This window comes from Agromyces sp. NPDC127015 (assembly GCF_042725165.1).
GTDB lineage: Bacteria > Actinomycetota > Actinomycetes > Actinomycetales > Microbacteriaceae > Agromyces > Agromyces chromiiresistens.
Map to the genome: position 1 here is coordinate 508,920 of NZ_JBHXDI010000001.1, position 16,581 is coordinate 525,500.

A 16,581-nucleotide genomic window follows, 5' to 3' on the forward strand; every position below is an offset into this window, starting at 1 on the left:
CTTCTCTGTTCTCTCGGTGCTAGCTATTCAGTGTCGCTGGTAATCAGCGTTGCTGAGTACCACTAGAAAGTAACACTGAGTACCGGTACTTAGCAACACCGAATAGCAAGTTTCTCGAGATTCTTCTCGAGACACCGCCCGGATGCCTCGCCGAGCCGCCGTCTCGTCGCGAGGAATTCTCGTGCCGGCGTAAGGAAACATGTCGCGACGACTCCTCACTTATGACAGGTGTTCTGCGCGAGGGGGCTGCAGCATGGATGTTGGGGGCAAGGGGTCGGCGGTCACGACCCCCGACGAGGTCTCAGTGGTTCGTCGAGGGACCCGCTTGGCGGCGGTGTTCATCGCGGTACTGGCGATGGTGGCGAGCCTCTTCCTGCCGTTCGCCGGCGACGCCGCGCGCGCGGCCGCCGGCAGCCTGATCAGCGGCACCGTGTGGGCCGATGCGAATCGCGACGGCCTCCGGACGGCTGACGAGTCCGTCAAGGGCGGCGTCACCGTCCAGCTGCTGTCGGGGCCGACGGGTCCCATCGTCGGCACCACCACGAGCGCCGCGAACGGCGCCTACAGCTTCGCGAACGTCGCGGACGGCGCGGTCTACGTGCGCGTCATCGCTCCCGGTGCGCACCGCTTCCCCGACACCGCCTCAGGGCAGAACGTGTTCACGCGAGCCGAGGTGCCCACCACCGGCAATCCGGAGCGCGGCATCACCGGTCCGATCACGATCACCGGCGCGACGCAGGCCCCGAACCGCGACGCCGGGCTGCAGCCGATCGCAACGCTCGAGGTCGACCGCCTGCAGATTCCGAACTCGTGCGAGGGGTACGCGACGACGGGTGCTCCGCCGTGGGATGCGACGGACGGGCCCGGACTGGACACGGGGCCCGGCAACTGCATCGTGCGCGTCGGCGACACGGTGCTGCAGAACTACTCGGTGTCGCTGACGGGCCTCCCCACCGGGGTCAGCGTGCCGAACGTCGTCATCGAGATGACGATCGACCCGGTCTCGAACCCCGACGACCCGAGCGATGTCGCGGACTCCCGGCTCCAGCTGGCCGGCCCCGGCACCAACGGGCTGCCTGCGGGATGCCTCGCGGCGGCGAACGGGGCGAACCCGCCGTCGTCGGCGACGACGAACGCCGACGGGTCGATCACGGTCGTGTGCAACCTCGGGCCGATGTCGTCGAACGTCGGCAGCGTGCAGCTCGCGTACCGGTTCGCCGACGACACGCCGATCCCGGGCTTCGCGTCGGTCACGGCCAGCGCCTACGCGGGTCAGGACGACGCCGCTCCGTCGAACACCGTCTCGGGCCCGGTCATCGAGGTCACCGGCACCGCGGAGTGGGAGGCGAAGAAGTCGCTGCAGGCCGCGCCCGGCGCGACGACCCGCACCATCAACGGCGTGGTGACGCCCGGATTCCGGGTTCAGTACTGGATCGACCTCCTCAACCTCCGCGGTGCCGGTGGATCCGACCTGCAGTGGCCGATCACGTTCACCGACCGGATGACGAAGTTCCCGAACGCGGTCATGACCTTCTGCCTGCCCCGCCGCCTCGACAACATCGGACTCAGCAGCGGCTGGACCATCACCTGTCCGATCGACGAGGCGGCCGGCGCCGACGGCTGGACGATGACGGCCAGCAAGCCGTCGAACTCGCCGTACGACAGCACGCGCATCCTGGTGGAGGTCTTCGTGCCCACCGAGGACGCGTACCGCTCGGTGGACCCGACCTGGCAGCACGGCGACACGCCGCCCACCGGAACGGTGTCGTGGGAGAACCACGTCGAGGACACCGACGGCTGGCACATGACCGGCGGACAGCCGAACAACCCTCCGGGTGGCGTCGGCCCCGGCTTCGAGGCCGGTTGGGACGGTACGACCGCGACGGGCGACAACGTGGTGCCTCGTCAGTTCAACATCACCGAGCCCCGGTGGGACCTGTCGAAGACCAACACCGGGAACGTCTCGTTCCAGGAACGGGACCTCGACAACAACCCCGCCACCCCCGCAGTGCCCGGATTCCAAGTCGTCTACCAGTTCAGCGTCAACGAGTCGAACGGCAACATCCTCAGCGCCAACATCGACCAGATCGCGTTCAAGGATGTGATGCCGGACTGGCCCGGTGCCGTGCTCACGGGCTGCGTGGGCCACTCCGGAAACTTCAACACGGGCACCCCGACGTGCGAGACCGGGGTGCAGCCCGCGGACGGCTGGGACATGAGCTTCACGCCGAACGCGAACGGCAACAACACCAAGACCAACACGTGGCAGGCGATCTTCTTCGTCCCGACGCCGACCGTGCCCGACCCGTGCCGGGCCAACGTGAACGACACGCTCTCATTCCGCAACGAGGCGCGTGAGACCGATGGCTGGACGGCGGACGACTGGCCCATCAACGACACCGGGTTCGAGCCCGGCTGGGACGACACGACCGCGACCGGCAACAATGTCTCGACCCGCACGTTCAACGTGCGCAGCACGGTCAGCGACTGCGGCACGTTGCAGGGCAACAAGCAGTACGAGGGCATCGCCGGCGGCCTCAACGACTGGAACCAGTTCTCGCTCGGCGACGTCGTCAACTCGCACGTCTGGACGACGGCGACGACCAGCCGCATCTCGGTCACCGACCCGGTGGTGTGCGACGTGTTCGACGTGTCGGTGTGGCGCGTCTCGGGCAACCCGCTCACCCCGGTCACGGGAACTGACCCGAACCCGCACCTGCAGGCGAACCCGACCAACCCGAACTTCGATCGCAACGACTACGTCATCGAGTACGCGGTGGGCTCGAACACCGTCGATACGCAGACGGGCACGGGCAACGGGCTCGACAACACCGCGAACGTGACCGACGTGCGGGGGTGCCGCGATGACGACGGCCCGTGGACCACGGACCCCGCGGCGACCTTCGGAGCCGACTGGCGCGACGAGGTCAACATGGTGCGGGCCCGCCCGGTGAACGCCGGCCACGTCGAGGTCGGCCCCTTCACCCTCGGGCTCTACGTTCCGCTGCAGTCGCGCTGGCAGTACAACGGCGGGCCCAACGCGGGCGAGGACATCCCGCAGGGCGTGCTGCTGAACAACTCCGGAAGCTGGCCCGAGACCAACCAGGACGGCGGCATCGTCTACGAGGACGTCTCGCGGCAGCTCGCGGCGAACCTCCCGATCACGGGCTACAAGTACTTCACGAACGAGGCCGGCAACGCGTGGGCCGACAACACGACGGTCGCCTCGGGGCAGCGGGTCCAGTCGTGGGCGGGCCTCGAGGTCGACTGGTCCGGCATCCGCAACACCGGCACGGCCCGCGGTGTCCAGGCGCCCGGTGCGCCGGACGCCATCGGGTTCCCGATCGACAACCCCATGGTCTGCGACACGTTCGACGTGTCGGTGTTCCAGCTCGACGCCCCCGCCACGTTCACGGCGCAGGGCCGCGCCACCGCATCCGAGTACGTCATCGAGTACGGCGTCGGCACCAATGCCGTCGACACCCAGGCGGGCGCGCAGGTCGGAGGGCTCTACCCGGTGGACCGCACGTCGCTCATTGGCGACAACACCGGATGCCGTGACGACGCCGGCCCGTGGCACACCGACCCCGCGCAGTTCGGCGCCGACTGGCGCGACCAGGTCAACATGGTGCGGATCCGTCCCGTCGAGCCCGACCACGTCGAGCACTCGGCGTTCCGGCTCGACCTGCGGATGTTCCTGCGGGCCCGCGGGTCCTACAACGGTGGCCCGAACGACGGGGAGCCGCTGCTGACGGGCATCCGCCTCTCGAACGTCGGCGGCTGGTCGACCGGCCCTCGCGGTGAGGACTGGGCGACGATGCAGCAGGAGGTCCGATACCAGGGACTGCGCCTCATCGTCGCGAAGTCCGCCGGGCAGGCGACGTACCTCCCGGGTCAGGACGCCATCTGGAACCTCAGCGTCGGCGTCAACGACGCCGCCGTGGGCGCCGTGGTGGAGGACCTCCGGCTCGTGGACACCGTCCCGGCCGGCCTCACCTACAACGAGGCCTGCACCGAGAGCAGGCTGCCCGCCGGGGTGACCGTCAGCTACAACGCGGCGACCCGCGAGGTGACGTTCCTGCTCGGGGACATCACGACGATCGCGGCCAACTACTGGATCCGCACCGGCGCGACCGCGCTGCAGCTGTGCGCGACGCTCGAGACGGTCGCGCAGCCCGGCGACACGTACGTCAACCAGGTGCAGGCGATGTCGGACACCGCTGAGAACGCGCCCACGGCGACCGCCACCACCATGGCGACCGGGTCGGGTCAGCTGGGCCTGGTCAAGGGTGTCGACAAGCCGTTCGTGGCGAGCGGCGAGGAGTACACGTGGTCGCTCGACTGGGGCAACTCGTCGACGGTGATCTCCTTCCTGCCGACGGACGTCATCGACGTGCTGCCGTGGAACGGCGACGGGGCCGACGGCGTCGGATCCGCACGCGACCAGTTCGCCTCCTCCTACCAGGGACTGGCGCAGCTGACGGGCCCGCTCGACCCGCCGACCTACGTCCGTAAGCTCACGGGCGATGTGCCGGGCACCTGGTACTACGCCACCGCGGACCCGTCGACGATCAACCACGACCCGCGCAACGCGGCGAACGCGAACCCGGCCACTGCCGGCGGCCTGTGGAAGACGGCTGCGGAGATCACCGACTTCGACGACGTGACGGCGGTGCGGTTCGTCTCGTCGACGGCGCTCGACACGGGAACTCGCGTGCGAGCGCTCATTCCGATGGTGTCGACGAGCAACGACCTCGACAACCTCTACGTGAACCGGGCGCAGATCTACTCCGCCACCTTCCCGAACCAGCCGCTGCTGTCGAACGAGCCGTACGTGCAGATGCCGGGCTTCTCGGTCGGCGACCTCGTCTGGTTCGATCGCGACGGCGACGGACGCTACACCGACGGCGTCGACGACCCGGTCGTGGACGTCGTGGTGGAGCTGCTCGACGAGAACGGTGACGTCGTCGCGACCGAGCGGACCGACGCCGACGGTCGCTGGTCGGTCTCCGCGATTCCCGCCGGAACGTACTCGGCGCGGATCCCGGCGACGGAGTTCCGTGCCGGCGGGCCGGTCGAGGGCTACGTTCCCGCGCTGACCCGCAACAGCGACTCGAACGACGAGAACGAGAACGTGTCGAACAACAACACCGACACCCGCGATCCGGCCGAGACCGGCCTGACGAGTGCGCCGATCACGCTCGCATACCGGTACTCGACCGGCGCAGACCCGCGTCTGATCGGCGCGAACGGACCGATCAACGACGACGTCGCGGATCTCGCGCCGCCGCTCCTGGCGCCGGAGTTCACGAACTTCACGATCGACCTCGCGCTCGCCGACGTGCCGGCGGTCGATATCGTCAAGCGGACGAACACGACGGACAACAACGAGCCGACCGGTCCGTTCGTCGCAGTCGGCGGCACGGTGAACTGGACGTACACGGTGACGAACACCGGCACGACCGACCTCGTCGACGTGACCGTCACCGATGACATGCTCGACGACGACGCGGCGCAGATCGACTGCGACGGCACCGGCAGCAACGTCGTCGCGGGGCCGCTGGCGCCGGGTGCGGTGTTCGAGTGCACGGCATCGGGCACGGCGACGGCCGGTCAGTACGAGAACCTCGGCAGCGTCATCGGCCGAGGGCCCGACACGGTCGACGAGAACGGCGAGCCGATTCCGGGGCCCGAGGTGGGCGATGAGGATCTCGACCACTACTTCGGCGCAGAGCCGGCGGTCGACATCGAGAAGCACACCAACGGTGTGGAGGCCGATGAGCCGACCGGTCCGTCGATCAACGCCGGTGATGAGGTGGTGTGGACGTATCTCGTGGAGAACACGGGCAACGTCGACCTGACCGACGTCACCGTGACCGACGACCAGGTCGACGCGGCCGACATCGACTGCGGCGACGGCACGAACGTCGTGGCCGGCCCCCTCGCCCCGGGGGAGACGTTCGAGTGCACGGCCACGGGCACCGCGACGGTCGGCCAGTACGAGAACCTCGGCACGGTCGCGGCGCTCGGCCCCGAGACGACCGGACCGGATGGCGACCCGCTGCCGCCGGAGGAGGTCGGCGATGAGGATCTCGACCACTACTTCGGTGTGGACCCGGCGGTCGACATCGAGAAGCACACGAACGGCCAGGAGGCCGACGAGCCGACCGGCCCGCTGGTCGAGGTCGGCGGGCCGGTGGTGTGGACGTATCTCGTGGAGAACACGGGCAACGTCGACCTGACCGAGGTGACGGTCACCGATGACCAGGTCGATGCGGGAGATATCGACTGCGGCGACGGCACGAACGTGGTCGCCGGTCCGCTGGCGCCGGGCGAGACGTTCGAGTGCACGGCGACCGGCACCGCGACGGCCGGCCAGTACGAGAACACCGGCATCGTCGCGGCGCTCGGCCCCGAGACGACGGGACCCGACGGAGACCCGCTGCCACCGAAGCAGGTCGGCGACGAGGACCTCGACCACTACTTCGGCGCAGAGCCGGCGGTCGACATCGAGAAGCACACGAACGGCCAGGAGGCCGACGAGCCCACCGGTCCGGCGATCACCGTGGGTGATCAGGTCGTGTGGACGTACCTCGTGGAGAACACGGGCAACGTCGACCTGACCGACGTCACCGTGACCGACGACATGCTCGACGATGATGCGGCGCAGATCGACTGCGACGGCACCGGCGGCAACGTCATCGCCGGTCCGCTCGCCCCGGGCGAGACGTTCGAGTGCACGGCGACCGGCACGGCGACCGCCGGCCAGTATGAGAACACCGGCACCGTCGCGGCGCTCGGGCCGGAGACGACGGGGCCGGATGGCGACCCGCTGCCGCCGGAGGAGGTCGGCGATGAGGATCTCGACCACTACTTCGGCGCAGAGCCGGCGGTCGACATCGAGAAGCACACGAACGGCCAGGAGGCCGACGAGCCGACCGGCCCGGCGATCACCGTTGGCGACGAGGTGGTGTGGACGTATCTCGTGGAGAACACGGGCAACGTCGACCTGACCGACGTCACCGTGACCGACGACCAGGTCGATGCGGGAGATATCGACTGCGGCGACGGCACGAACGTGGTCGCCGGTCCGCTGGCGCCGGGCGAGACGTTCGAGTGCACGGCGACCGGCACGGCGACGGCCGGCCAGTACGAGAACACCGGCACGGTCGCGGCGCTCGGCCCCGAGACGACGGGGCCCGACGGAGACCCGTTGCCGCCGAAGGAGGTCGGCGACGAGGATCTCGACCACTACTTCGGCGCAGAGCCGGCGGTCGACATCGAGAAGTCGACCAACACGGAGGACGCGGACGAACCGACCGGCCCACTCGTGGCCGTCGGCGGCCCGGTCCGCTGGGTGTACCTCGTGGAGAACACGGGCAACGTCGACCTGACCGGCATCACCGTGACCGACGACCAGGTGGCGGCGTCGGAGATCGACTGCGGCGACGGCACGAACGTGGTGGCCGGCCCGCTCGCTCCGGGCGAGACGTTCGAGTGCACGGCGACCGGCACGGCGACGGCGGGCCAGTACGAGAACCTCGGCACGGTCGCGGCGGTCGGGCCGGAGACGATCGGGCCCGACGGCGAGCCCCTGCCGCCGAAGGAGGTGACCGACGAGGACTGGTCGCACTACCTCGGCGCCGAGCCGGCGGTCGACATCGAGAAGTCGACGAACGGCGTCGACGCCGACGAGCCGACCGGCCCGTACGTCCCGATCGGCGACGCCGTGACGTGGACCTACGTCGTGACGAACACCGGCAACACTCCGCTGACGGACGTCGTCGTCACCGACGACCAGGTCGCCGCCGACCAGATCGACTGCGCCGGAACGGGGAGCAACGCGGTCCCCGGCCCGCTCGCCGCCGGGGAATCCGTCGAGTGCACGGCGACCGGGGTGGCGACGGCCGGCCAGTACGCCAACCTGGGGTCGGTGACGGCCACACCCCCGCCGACGACGGGCGTCGACGGCGAGGAGGTTCCGCCTGGACCGCCGGTCACGGATGAGGACTGGTCGCACTACTTCGGCGCAGTCGACGCACTCGACCTGACGAAGGAGGCGGTCGACCCCGATCAGGTGTCGGGCGAGGGCGACGTCATCACCTACGAGTTCACGCTCACCAACGAGGGCAACGTGACCGTGACCGACGCCGAGATCGTCGACCAGATGGAGGGGCTCTCGGAGCTGACCTACGACTGGCCGGGCGAGCCGGGCGTGCTCGAACCGGGTCAGTCGGTGACGGCGAGGGCGACCTATGCGGTGACCTCGGCCGACGTCGCGGCGCAGGAGGTGGCGAACACCGCGTTCGCCGTCGCGAGCCCGCCCGACGGTGACGACCCGGTCGTCGCACCCGCGGTCACCGAGTACGTCGACGTGCCGCCCGCTCCGCCCGCCGGCCTGGCGGCCACGGGCTTCGAAGCCGGTGCGCCCTGGGCGTTCGGGGGCGCACTCGTCATCGCCGGAGGCATCCTGTTCGTCATCACACGCCGCCGGAAGGACCGGAACGGGACACCCGCCCGCTGAGACGCCCCCGGACGACCGCGCCCCCAACCCCTTCAACGGGGCGCGGTCGTCCGGGTGGTCCGCCCGTCGGCTCAGCGCAGCTGCGCGAACGCCTCGGCATTGGCGGTCGGGCCGACCACGAGGATGGTGTCGCCCTCGTGCAGCACGGTCGCGTTGTCGGCGTTGCGCCAGGCCTCGTCGCCGTGCTGGAACGCCGCGATCGTGATGCCGTGGCTCGCGCGGATGCCGGTGTCGCCGAGGCGCTTGCCGTGCAGCAGCGACGGCGCGGCGGTCTTGACGAGGGCGTACCCCGGCGCGACCTCGATGTAGTCGAGCGCCGCGCCCCGCACGAGGTGGGCGACGCGGCGTCCCATGTCCTTCTCCGGGTAGATGACGTGCTGGATGCCGAGCTGCTCGAGGATGAGCCCGTGCCGATCGTCGACGGCCTTCGCCCAGATCACCGGGATCTTCATGCTCAGCAGCACGGAGCAGGTCAGGATCGACGCCGAGACATCCCCGCCGATCGCGACGACGACGCGGTCGAACTCGTCGATCGCGAGTTGCCGCAGCGCCTCCTCCTTCGTGGAGTCGGCGCGCACGACCTGCGTGAGCTCGCCGTTGTGGGCCTGGACGAGTTCTTCGTCGAGGTCGATGCCGAGCACCTCGGTGCCGCCCGCCATGAGCTCGATGGCGAGCGAGCTGCCGAACCGGCCGAGCCCGATGACGGCGACCGAGTCGGCCTCGGCGATGCGGCGAGCGGGGTCGCCGCCGAAGATGGGGAACCTAACCAATGGCCGGCCTTTCCTTGGGGAGTTCGTAGAGGAGGCGTCGATCGCGCAGCGCGATCGCGCTGCCGAGCGTGAGCGGGCCGATCCGGCCCAGGAACATGAGCAGGACGAGCACGACCTTCGCGGCATCCGGCAGGTCGGCCGTGATGCCGGTCGACAGGCCGACCGTGCCGAAGGCCGAGACCGCCTCGAACAACACGCGGTCGAGGTCGAGGCCCGTCATCAGCAGCAGCACCGCGGTGCCGGTGACGACCGCGGCGACGGCGATGAGCACCACGGTGATCGCCTGCCGGTGCACGGCGCGGCTGAGCCGCTTGCCGAAGATGTTCACGGATGCCTCGCCCCGGAGCTCGGTCATCATGATGAAGAAGAGCACCGCGAACGTCGTGACCTTGATGCCGCCGGCGGTGCCCGCTGGGCCGGCGCCGATGAACATCAGCACGTCCATGCCGAGCCAGCTCGCGTCGTGCATCGCGCCGATGTCGATCGAGTTGAAGCCGGCCGTGCGGGTCTGCACCGATTGGAAGAAGCCGGCGAGCAGGCGTGCCGCCGGGTCGAGGCCGCCGAGCGTCTCGGGGTTGTCCCACTCGATGAGAGTGAGGTAGGCGGTGCCCGCCACGAGCAGCACGACCGTGCCCCAGAGCACGAGCTTCGTGTTCATCGTCCAGTGCAGCGGCCGGCGGAATTCCTTGCGCAACTGCATGATCACCGGGAAGCCGAGGCCGCCGAGGATGATCGCCGCCGAGATCGGCAGGCAGATCCAGGGGTCGGCGACGAAGCCCATCAGGTTGTCGCTGTACAGCGCGAAGCCCGCGTTGTTGAAGGAGGAGACCGCGAGGAAGCCGGCGTGCCAGGCGGCCTCGCCGAGGCCGTACCCGTAGCCGAAGAGGAAGCGCAGGCCGAGCAGCAGGAAGATCGCGAGCTCGATCGTGAACGTGATCTTCACGATGCCCCGCACGAGCCCCCGCACGTCGGCGAGGCCGGTCGCCTTCGCCTCGGCCGCGGTGTTGAGCCTGGAGCGCACCGAGATCTTCCGTGCGAGCACGAGGCCGATGAGCGAGGCGAAGATCATGATGCCGAGGCCGCCGAGCTGGATCAGCAGCATGATCACGACCTGCCCGAACGGCGACCAGTACGTCACGGTGTCGACGACGGTCAGCCCGGTGACGCACACGGCGGATGTCGCGGTGAAGAGCGCCTCGACGAACGAGGCGCCGCCCGGCCCGGCCTTCGAGATCGGCAGCATCAGCAGTGCGGTGCCGCCGAGCACGGCCATCGCGAAGCCGGCCACGACGGTCTGGGCCGGATGCAGGCGGAGGGAGCGAAGGCGCCCTCGACGCTTCAGGGCCGACGGTGCGGATGGTGCCACGGGCCAACTCTAGAGCGATCGGATGCCGTTGCGGGTGAGGTCGTGGGGCGTCGGCTCTGATCGCAGCGCTCGGCAGGGAAGCGTTGGGACGATTCGACGGCACAGACTGGGTGGTACGCAGTCGATGCCCACGGTGACGCGCTCGAGCGCGATGATTGCGAGAGAACAGAGCCTCCCCGAAATGAACGGAGCCACCCCACCCATGTCGACCTCGCTGATGGAACCCGCCTTCGAGTACTGCTTCGAGCTGCGCTGCCAGGTCGACGAGGAGCTGCCGCTCGGCGGGTCGACGCCGGGGGAGGGGCGGCACTTCGCCCGTGTCTCGGGCGGCACGTTCGACGGGCCCCGGCTGGGCGGTGTCGTGCTGAACAGCGGCGGCGACTGGTGGGTCGGTCGCGGGCTCGTCGTCGAGCTCGACGCCCGCTACGTCATCGAGGCCTCGCTCGATTCGGGCCCGGCCGCCGTCGAGGTCGTGAACCGGGGCATCTGGCGCACCGATGAGGCGACCTGGGCGCGCATCGAGGCCGGCGAGGACGTGGCCGAGCAGGACCTCTACTACCGCACCGCGTTCCAGTTCCGCACCGACCACCCCGAGCTGCAGTGGCTCACCGAGTCCCAGTTCGTCGGGTACGCCCGGGCCGAGCCGGGCTTCGTCATCATCCGCGTGTTCCGTCTCGTGTGAGCTGGGGGGCCCACCTCGTGGGTGCCTCGGCCGGGCCATCCCACCGCGGCGCTTCGTGCAGAAGATCGAGACGGCCGCGACCGAACCCGCCGACCCGCGCGGGCGCGCCCGCTGACGGTCGCGACCGTCAGCGGAAGGTGTCCGCGAGGGCCTCGAGCGCTTCGACCAGGTCGGCGCTCGCGCTCCCCTTGCGTGCCGCGCTGTCGAGCTGAGCGACGACCGACCGGTTCGCCGCCGACAGGGCGGTGGGAAATCGCTAGCCCGCTCGGGCGCCGACGGCAACCCCGTGTGCGGAACACCGTCGCGCGCCTACGGTGAGGGTGGCGAATCCGGCGCGGAGACGGCGCACCGGGACGCAGAGACGAGGTCGATGATGCCTGAGATGCTCACGGGCGCGGGCGTCTGGGTGCGGGTCGTCAACCCGGATCCGGGCGAACTCGAGCGGCTGAGGGAGCGGTTCGGCATCCACCCGCTGATCATCGCCGATCTGGTCGAGGGGCGTCAGGCTCCGAAGCTCGAGCGGCTCTCGGGCCACCTCTACCTCAACCTCTGGGACGTGGACCGGAGCGGTGCCGACCCGGCCACGCACACCGACATCGCGCTGATCTTCAACGACCACGAGTGCCTGGTCGTGCAGAACGGACCCGAGGACGAGCTCCGCGATATCGAGGCGCTGCTGCTCGCCGACGCCCTCGTGCCGGTGACCTCGCCGATCTCGGGCGTCTACCGCATCCTCGACGCCGTCGTGCAGGACTTCGTCGAGCTCGGTGCCGGGGTCGAACGCGAGCTCGAAGAGGTCGAGGAGGAGGTGTTCGACAGCAGCATCCGCGAGGACTATCGGCGCATCTACCGCCTCCGGCAGCGCATCGGCCGGATCGACCGGGCCGTGTCGGGGCTCGCCGAAGCGATCACGGCCGATCGCGGCGAGTTCGAGGCGATGATGGCGTCCGAGCCCGCACTGCGCGCCTTCTTCACGCACCTCGAGCACGACGTGACGGGGGTGGCGAAGCTCGCCACGGCCGAACACGCCGCCCTCGACGCGGTCGTCTCGAGTCACGAGAGCAATGTCTCCACCCGGCAGAACCAGGACATGCGCACGATCTCGGCCTTCGCCGCCCTCCTCGCGATCCCGACGGTGATCGCGGGCGTCTACGGGATGAACTTCAAGAACCTGCCGCTGGTGCAGTGGGAGTTCGGCTGGCTCGTGGTGGGCATCGCGATGGTCGCCATCGACATCGTCGTCTACGTGCTGTTCCGGCGCCGCGGCTGGCTGGGCGATCGCCGAGGCGAGCGTCCGAGGCCGGCGGCGCGGTGAGGTCGACGTGCACGTGTCGTGCATTCCGGCGCCGGCATGGCTGGTGAGCGGGCCCACCCCGCGGGTAACGTCGGCGGGGTGACCTCGCGCCGAACGCCGGGGGCGACCGACGAAGGAGAGCAATGGCCTCGCAGATCGACGCGATCAACCTCACCGCCCGCGACCATGAGTCGCTCGGCGCCTTCTGGCAGGCGCTGCTCGACCTGAAGGAGGACCCGAACGATCCGAACAACCCCGGCGACCCCGTGACGGTCTACCTCACTGAGCCGGTGACCATCCGGGTCTACATCCAACCCGTCGACGACGGCAAGGAGTTCGCGCCCCGGATGCACCTCGACCTCTCACCGGTCGGCACCACGCGGGATGCCGAGGTCGAGCGACTCATGGAGCTGGGCGCGACCGTCGTCGCCGACCGGCGCCGTGAGAACGGCTCCGGCTACGTCACGATGAGCGACGTCGACGGCAACGAGTTCTGCGTGCAGCGCAGCGCCGAAGAAGTCGCCGCGAGCGGGCGCTGAGGTCACGCGGCCGGTGATCAGGCCGATCCAGAGCCGATGACGGGAATCGAACCCGCGCTGTCTGCTTGGGAAGCAGAAGTTCTACCATTGAACTACATCGGCGCACGCCGCTCGGCGACGTGGAACTCATCCTAACAACGCCGACGTGAATCGCCGCATCCATTCGGTGAGGTCGGGCACGAATGCCACGCCAGGCATGCACGCTGCAGCAGGATGGCGATATGCGCGCATCGAAGCACGTCATCATCGGGGGGATCGCGGCGGCGCTCGTCGTCGCGCTCGCCGGCTGTACGGCCGGCGTGGGCGCGACGGACGGCGCCGGGGCCGCCGAGCCAGAACTGCTGGAGCAGGCGGCGGCGCTTGCGCAGGACGTCGGCTTCGTCTCGCAGTCGATCGGACTCGATCGGCCCGAGGACGCCATCGCCGCGTACGCGCGCCGAGCGACGCAGGAGTTGCCGGCCACGGGCGTCCCCGATCGCGGGAATACGTCGGACTGGGGCCCGGTGCCCGATACGGCGACGCCGTTCCGGCTCGTCGCGATCGAGCCCGAATCGGATGCCGCGTGGGAAGAGCCGGTCGGCGCACTCGTGCTCGCGAGCCGCATCACGGAGGTCTCGGCGAACGACGACCCCGAACACGACTTCTGCGTGCGCCTCCGGTTCGACCGCTGGGGCGTCATCGACGGCGGGGTCGAGAAGACGTCGTGCCCCGACCCGCTCGTCGAGGTCGAACCGCCCGCCGACGAACGGCCCGTGGTGCCCGAGGCGGCCGAGGCCGTCGCGATCGAGGTGCTGACCGGCGCGGGCGATGCGAGTGCCGACGAGCTCGAGGCATCCATCACCGCTCGGCTGGAGGGCGAGACCGACGGTCGCGCGCTCGCGCCGGTGGAGGTGCTGCGGGACGGCGACCGCCTGGGGCTCGCCATGCGCGACGCCGACGACTGCCTGCTCGTGCGCTCGGCCGATGGCGTGGTCGAGCGCCTGCACGTGTCCGACGTCCTGCTGCAGGACGGCGAGCTCGGCTGCGGCGCTGACACGGCCCTGCTCGCCGACGATCAGTTCCCGACCACGCACTGAGGCGGAGCCGGGGCCTCGGTAGGCTGGGCGCGTGCTGCTCTCCGACCGCGACATCCGTTCAGAGTTCGAACTCGGCCGCATCGCGCTCGAGCCGAGCGATCCGTCGATGCTGCAGCCGTCGTCGGTCGACGTGCGGCTCGACCGGTACTTCCGGCTCTTCGACAACCACAAGTACCCGTACATCGACCCGGCGGAAGACCAGCCAGAGCTCACCCACCTGATCGAGGTGAAGCCCGACGAGCCGTTCATCCTGCACCCCGGCGAGTTCGTGCTGGGATCGACCTACGAGCAGGTCACCCTGCCCGACGACGTCGCCGCGCGGCTCGAGGGCAAGAGCTCGCTCGGCCGGCTCGGCCTGCTCACCCACTCGACCGCGGGCTTCATCGACCCGGGGTTCACGGGGCACGTCACGCTCGAGCTGTCGAACGTCGCGACCCTGCCGATCAAGCTCTGGCCGGGCATGAAGATCGGGCAACTCTGCTTCTTCCGCCTGTCGTCGCCGGCCGAGCGACCCTACGGTTCGGCCGAGTACGCGAGCCGCTACCTCGGCCAGCGCGGGCCGACCGCGTCGCGGTCGTTCCAGAACTTCCACCGCACCGACGTGGGCGTCACCGACGCCGGCGCGAAGGGCGAGTGACGGCACCGAACCCGACCGTGCGTCGCAGGGCGAGGATGCCTCGTGCCTTCGTCGCGCGTCACGCCGAGTGCGGCACGCAGTCGGCTGCCCTACACTCTTGCGACCATGGGCGATTTCGACGGGGTGCTCGCGCACTCGGCCTCCCGGGGCTGGGCGATGCCGCAGGCCGCGAGCGGCGGCGCTGAGGCGGCGGCCGACGGGTTCGAGACGGTGCTGCTCGCGGCGAAGGCCGGGGCGCCGTGGGCGTCGGCCGAGCTCTGGAACGCGCACGCCGGTGCCGTCGCGGGCTTCCTGCGGGCGCGGGGCTCTGCCGAGCCCGACGATCTCACGAGCGAGGTGTTCCTGGCCGTGTTCGACGGGCTCGACCGATTCGAGGGCGGCGCGGCGGAGTTCCGGGCCTTCGTGTTCACGATCGCGTACCGGCGCCTCGTCGACGAGCTGCGCCGCCGCGCGCGGCAGGCGCCGAGCGAGGAGTGGGCCGATGAGCTCGACCCCCGGCGGGCGGCCAGCGCCGAGGACGAGGCGCTGGGTCGCATCGGGGATGCCGCGGCGCTGGCCATGCTCGACGGGCTTCCGCCCGACCAGCGCGACGTGATGGTGCTGCGCATCATCGGCGACCTCACGGTCGAGCAGGTCGCCGCCGTGCTGGGCAAGCGCGCGGGTGCGGTGAAGGCGCTGCAGCGCCGGGCGCTCACGGCGCTTCGAAAGAAATTCCCCGCAGGGCGTACCCCTGCGGCGACCTCCGGCGATAGCAGGGAGTGAGATGAGCAACCACCGCATTCACGACGACGAGGCCGCAGCCCTGCTGCGCGGCGATGTGCCGCCGCGGCGTGCCGACCTCGCGGGCGTCGCCGACGCCGTGGCCGCCTTCCGACTCGCGGCCGGGCAGGCGGCGCCGCAGCCGTCGGCCGAGTTGCTGGCGCGACTCGACGCCGACCGCGTTGCGGCGGGCTCGATCTCGTTCGACCCGAACGCAACGACTGCGGCGACGAGCCAGACCCCCAGTGGCTCGTCGCCGAAGATACGGAGAAGAAGAGTGGCATTCACGGGAATCGCCGGGCTCGGCCTGGCAGCGAAGATCGCGATCGGTGCGGCGGCGGCGACCGCCGCAGGGCTCACGGGCGTGGGCGCTGCCGGCGCTGCCGGCGTGCTGCCGGCACCGGCGCAAGAGGTCTTCGACGGCGTCACCGGCCAGCAGGAGCCCGGCGGCGAGCACATCAGCGACACCGGCCGCGAGCACCGCGAGTTCGGCCAGCAGACCGCCGAGGATGCTCGCGAGAAGGGCGCCGACCGGCGCGACGCCGCCCACGAGAACGCCGAGGAGAAGCGCCGGGCTGGCCTCGACAAGGCCGCCGAGCACCGCCAGAACGGTGACGCACCGGTCGTGCCCGGCGACGAGGCATCCGAGACCGGTCAGCAGGCCGCCGAAGACGGCGCCGCGAACGGCGAGGAGCACAGCCAGACCGGGCAGGAGACCGCGGACGACGCGGCCTCGGCCGGTGAAGAACGCAGCGGTGACGGCCAGTCGACCGCTGACGACGCGCGTGACGGGGCCCCCACCCCCGAGCGATGAACCTCTGACGTTCTCGCACCCGTCACGACGCGACCGCGAAACGGGCTCCCGACCGGCTGGGAGCCCGTTTCGTGTCTTTGTTTGGGTGCGTGGGCGAGTGAGTGAGTGAGTGCGGGTCGG

At 70.1% G+C, this 16,581-nt stretch carries 10 protein-coding genes and 1 tRNA gene; 8 read left to right on the forward strand and 3 right to left on the reverse strand.

The genetic code is table 11. The features are described 5' to 3' along the window. Positions 1 to 334: 334 nt before the first annotated feature. On the forward strand, positions 335 to 8,524 hold the full coding sequence (locus ACFWGP_RS02355) for an SdrD B-like domain-containing protein (RefSeq protein WP_376930425.1): 8,190 nt from the start codon (positions 335 to 337) through the stop codon (positions 8,522 to 8,524). 71 nt (positions 8,525 to 8,595) lie between these two features. On the opposite strand, the gene ACFWGP_RS02360 is transcribed toward ACFWGP_RS02355, so the two are convergent. Both ACFWGP_RS02360 and ACFWGP_RS02365 read right to left on the reverse strand, forming a co-directional pair. Next, entirely contained in the window at positions 8,596 to 9,294 is a 699-nt protein-coding gene (locus ACFWGP_RS02360; protein ID WP_376930040.1) for a potassium channel family protein, read from the reverse strand. Further along, entirely contained in the window at positions 9,287 to 10,567 is a 1,281-nt protein-coding gene (locus tag ACFWGP_RS02365; RefSeq protein ID WP_275507036.1) for a TrkH family potassium uptake protein, read from the reverse strand. The genes ACFWGP_RS02360 and ACFWGP_RS02365 overlap by 8 nt, the downstream gene beginning before the upstream one ends. A 274-nt stretch (positions 10,568 to 10,841) precedes the next feature. On the opposite strand from ACFWGP_RS02365, the gene ACFWGP_RS02370 reads away from it, so the two are divergent. The 3 genes from ACFWGP_RS02370 to ACFWGP_RS02380 all read left to right on the forward strand — a co-directional run bounded on the left by ACFWGP_RS02370 (position 10,842) and on the right by ACFWGP_RS02380 (position 13,175). Then, positions 10,842 to 11,342: a DUF3237 domain-containing protein gene (locus ACFWGP_RS02370; RefSeq protein WP_376930041.1), complete on the forward strand. Its 501-nt coding sequence runs from the start codon at positions 10,842 to 10,844 to the stop codon at positions 11,340 to 11,342. Between the two features lie 373 nt (positions 11,343 to 11,715). Next, positions 11,716 to 12,657, forward strand: a complete 942-nt coding sequence (locus tag ACFWGP_RS02375) for a CorA family divalent cation transporter (protein ID WP_376930042.1) — start codon at positions 11,716 to 11,718, stop codon at positions 12,655 to 12,657. A gap of 122 nt (positions 12,658 to 12,779) precedes the next feature. Further along, positions 12,780 to 13,175 (forward strand): VOC family protein, encoded by a 396-nt coding sequence (locus ACFWGP_RS02380; RefSeq protein ID WP_275507090.1) that lies wholly within the window; start codon positions 12,780 to 12,782, stop codon positions 13,173 to 13,175. Positions 13,176 to 13,206: 31 nt separating this feature from the next. On the opposite strand, the gene ACFWGP_RS02385 is transcribed toward ACFWGP_RS02380, so the two are convergent. After that, a tRNA-Gly gene (locus ACFWGP_RS02385) sits at positions 13,207 to 13,277 on the reverse strand. Positions 13,278 to 13,396: 119 nt separating this feature from the next. On the opposite strand from ACFWGP_RS02385, the gene ACFWGP_RS02390 reads away from it, so the two are divergent. The 4 genes from ACFWGP_RS02390 (at position 13,397) to ACFWGP_RS02405 (ending at position 16,461) form a co-directional block, all read left to right on the forward strand. Next, the gene (locus ACFWGP_RS02390) at positions 13,397 to 14,251 is read left to right on the forward strand and encodes a hypothetical protein (protein ID WP_231429350.1); all 855 of its coding nucleotides are present in this window, start codon (positions 13,397 to 13,399) and stop codon (positions 14,249 to 14,251) included. 31 nt (positions 14,252 to 14,282) lie between these two features. Beyond that, positions 14,283 to 14,888: a dCTP deaminase gene (gene dcd / locus ACFWGP_RS02395; RefSeq protein WP_231429351.1), complete on the forward strand. Its 606-nt coding sequence runs from the start codon at positions 14,283 to 14,285 to the stop codon at positions 14,886 to 14,888. A gap of 105 nt (positions 14,889 to 14,993) precedes the next feature. Next, positions 14,994 to 15,650, forward strand: a complete 657-nt coding sequence (locus ACFWGP_RS02400) for an RNA polymerase sigma factor (protein WP_376930043.1) — start codon at positions 14,994 to 14,996, stop codon at positions 15,648 to 15,650. 1 nt (position 15,651) lies between these two features. After that, entirely contained in the window at positions 15,652 to 16,461 is an 810-nt protein-coding gene (locus ACFWGP_RS02405) for a hypothetical protein (RefSeq protein ID WP_376930044.1), read from the forward strand. Positions 16,462 to 16,581 lie beyond the last annotated feature (120 nt).

What these genes read in the sequence shown, in the direction of transcription:
- ACFWGP_RS02365 (WP_275507036.1), bottom strand. Translation starts at nt 10,567, where the DNA reads ATGGCCGTGCTCGGCGGCACCGCACTGCTGATGCTGCCGATCTCGAAG.
- ACFWGP_RS02370 (WP_376930041.1), top strand. Translation starts at nt 10,842, where the DNA reads ATGAACGGAGCCACCCCACCCATGTCGACCTCGCTGATGGAACCCGCC.
- ACFWGP_RS02375 (WP_376930042.1), top strand. Translation starts at nt 11,716, where the DNA reads ATGCCTGAGATGCTCACGGGCGCGGGCGTCTGGGTGCGGGTCGTCAAC.
- ACFWGP_RS02380 (WP_275507090.1), top strand. Translation starts at nt 12,780, where the DNA reads ATGGCCTCGCAGATCGACGCGATCAACCTCACCGCCCGCGACCATGAG.
- ACFWGP_RS02390 (WP_231429350.1), top strand. Translation starts at nt 13,397, where the DNA reads ATGCGCGCATCGAAGCACGTCATCATCGGGGGGATCGCGGCGGCGCTC.
- ACFWGP_RS02400 (WP_376930043.1), top strand. Translation starts at nt 14,994, where the DNA reads ATGGGCGATTTCGACGGGGTGCTCGCGCACTCGGCCTCCCGGGGCTGG.
- ACFWGP_RS02405 (WP_376930044.1), top strand. Translation starts at nt 15,652, where the DNA reads ATGAGCAACCACCGCATTCACGACGACGAGGCCGCAGCCCTGCTGCGC.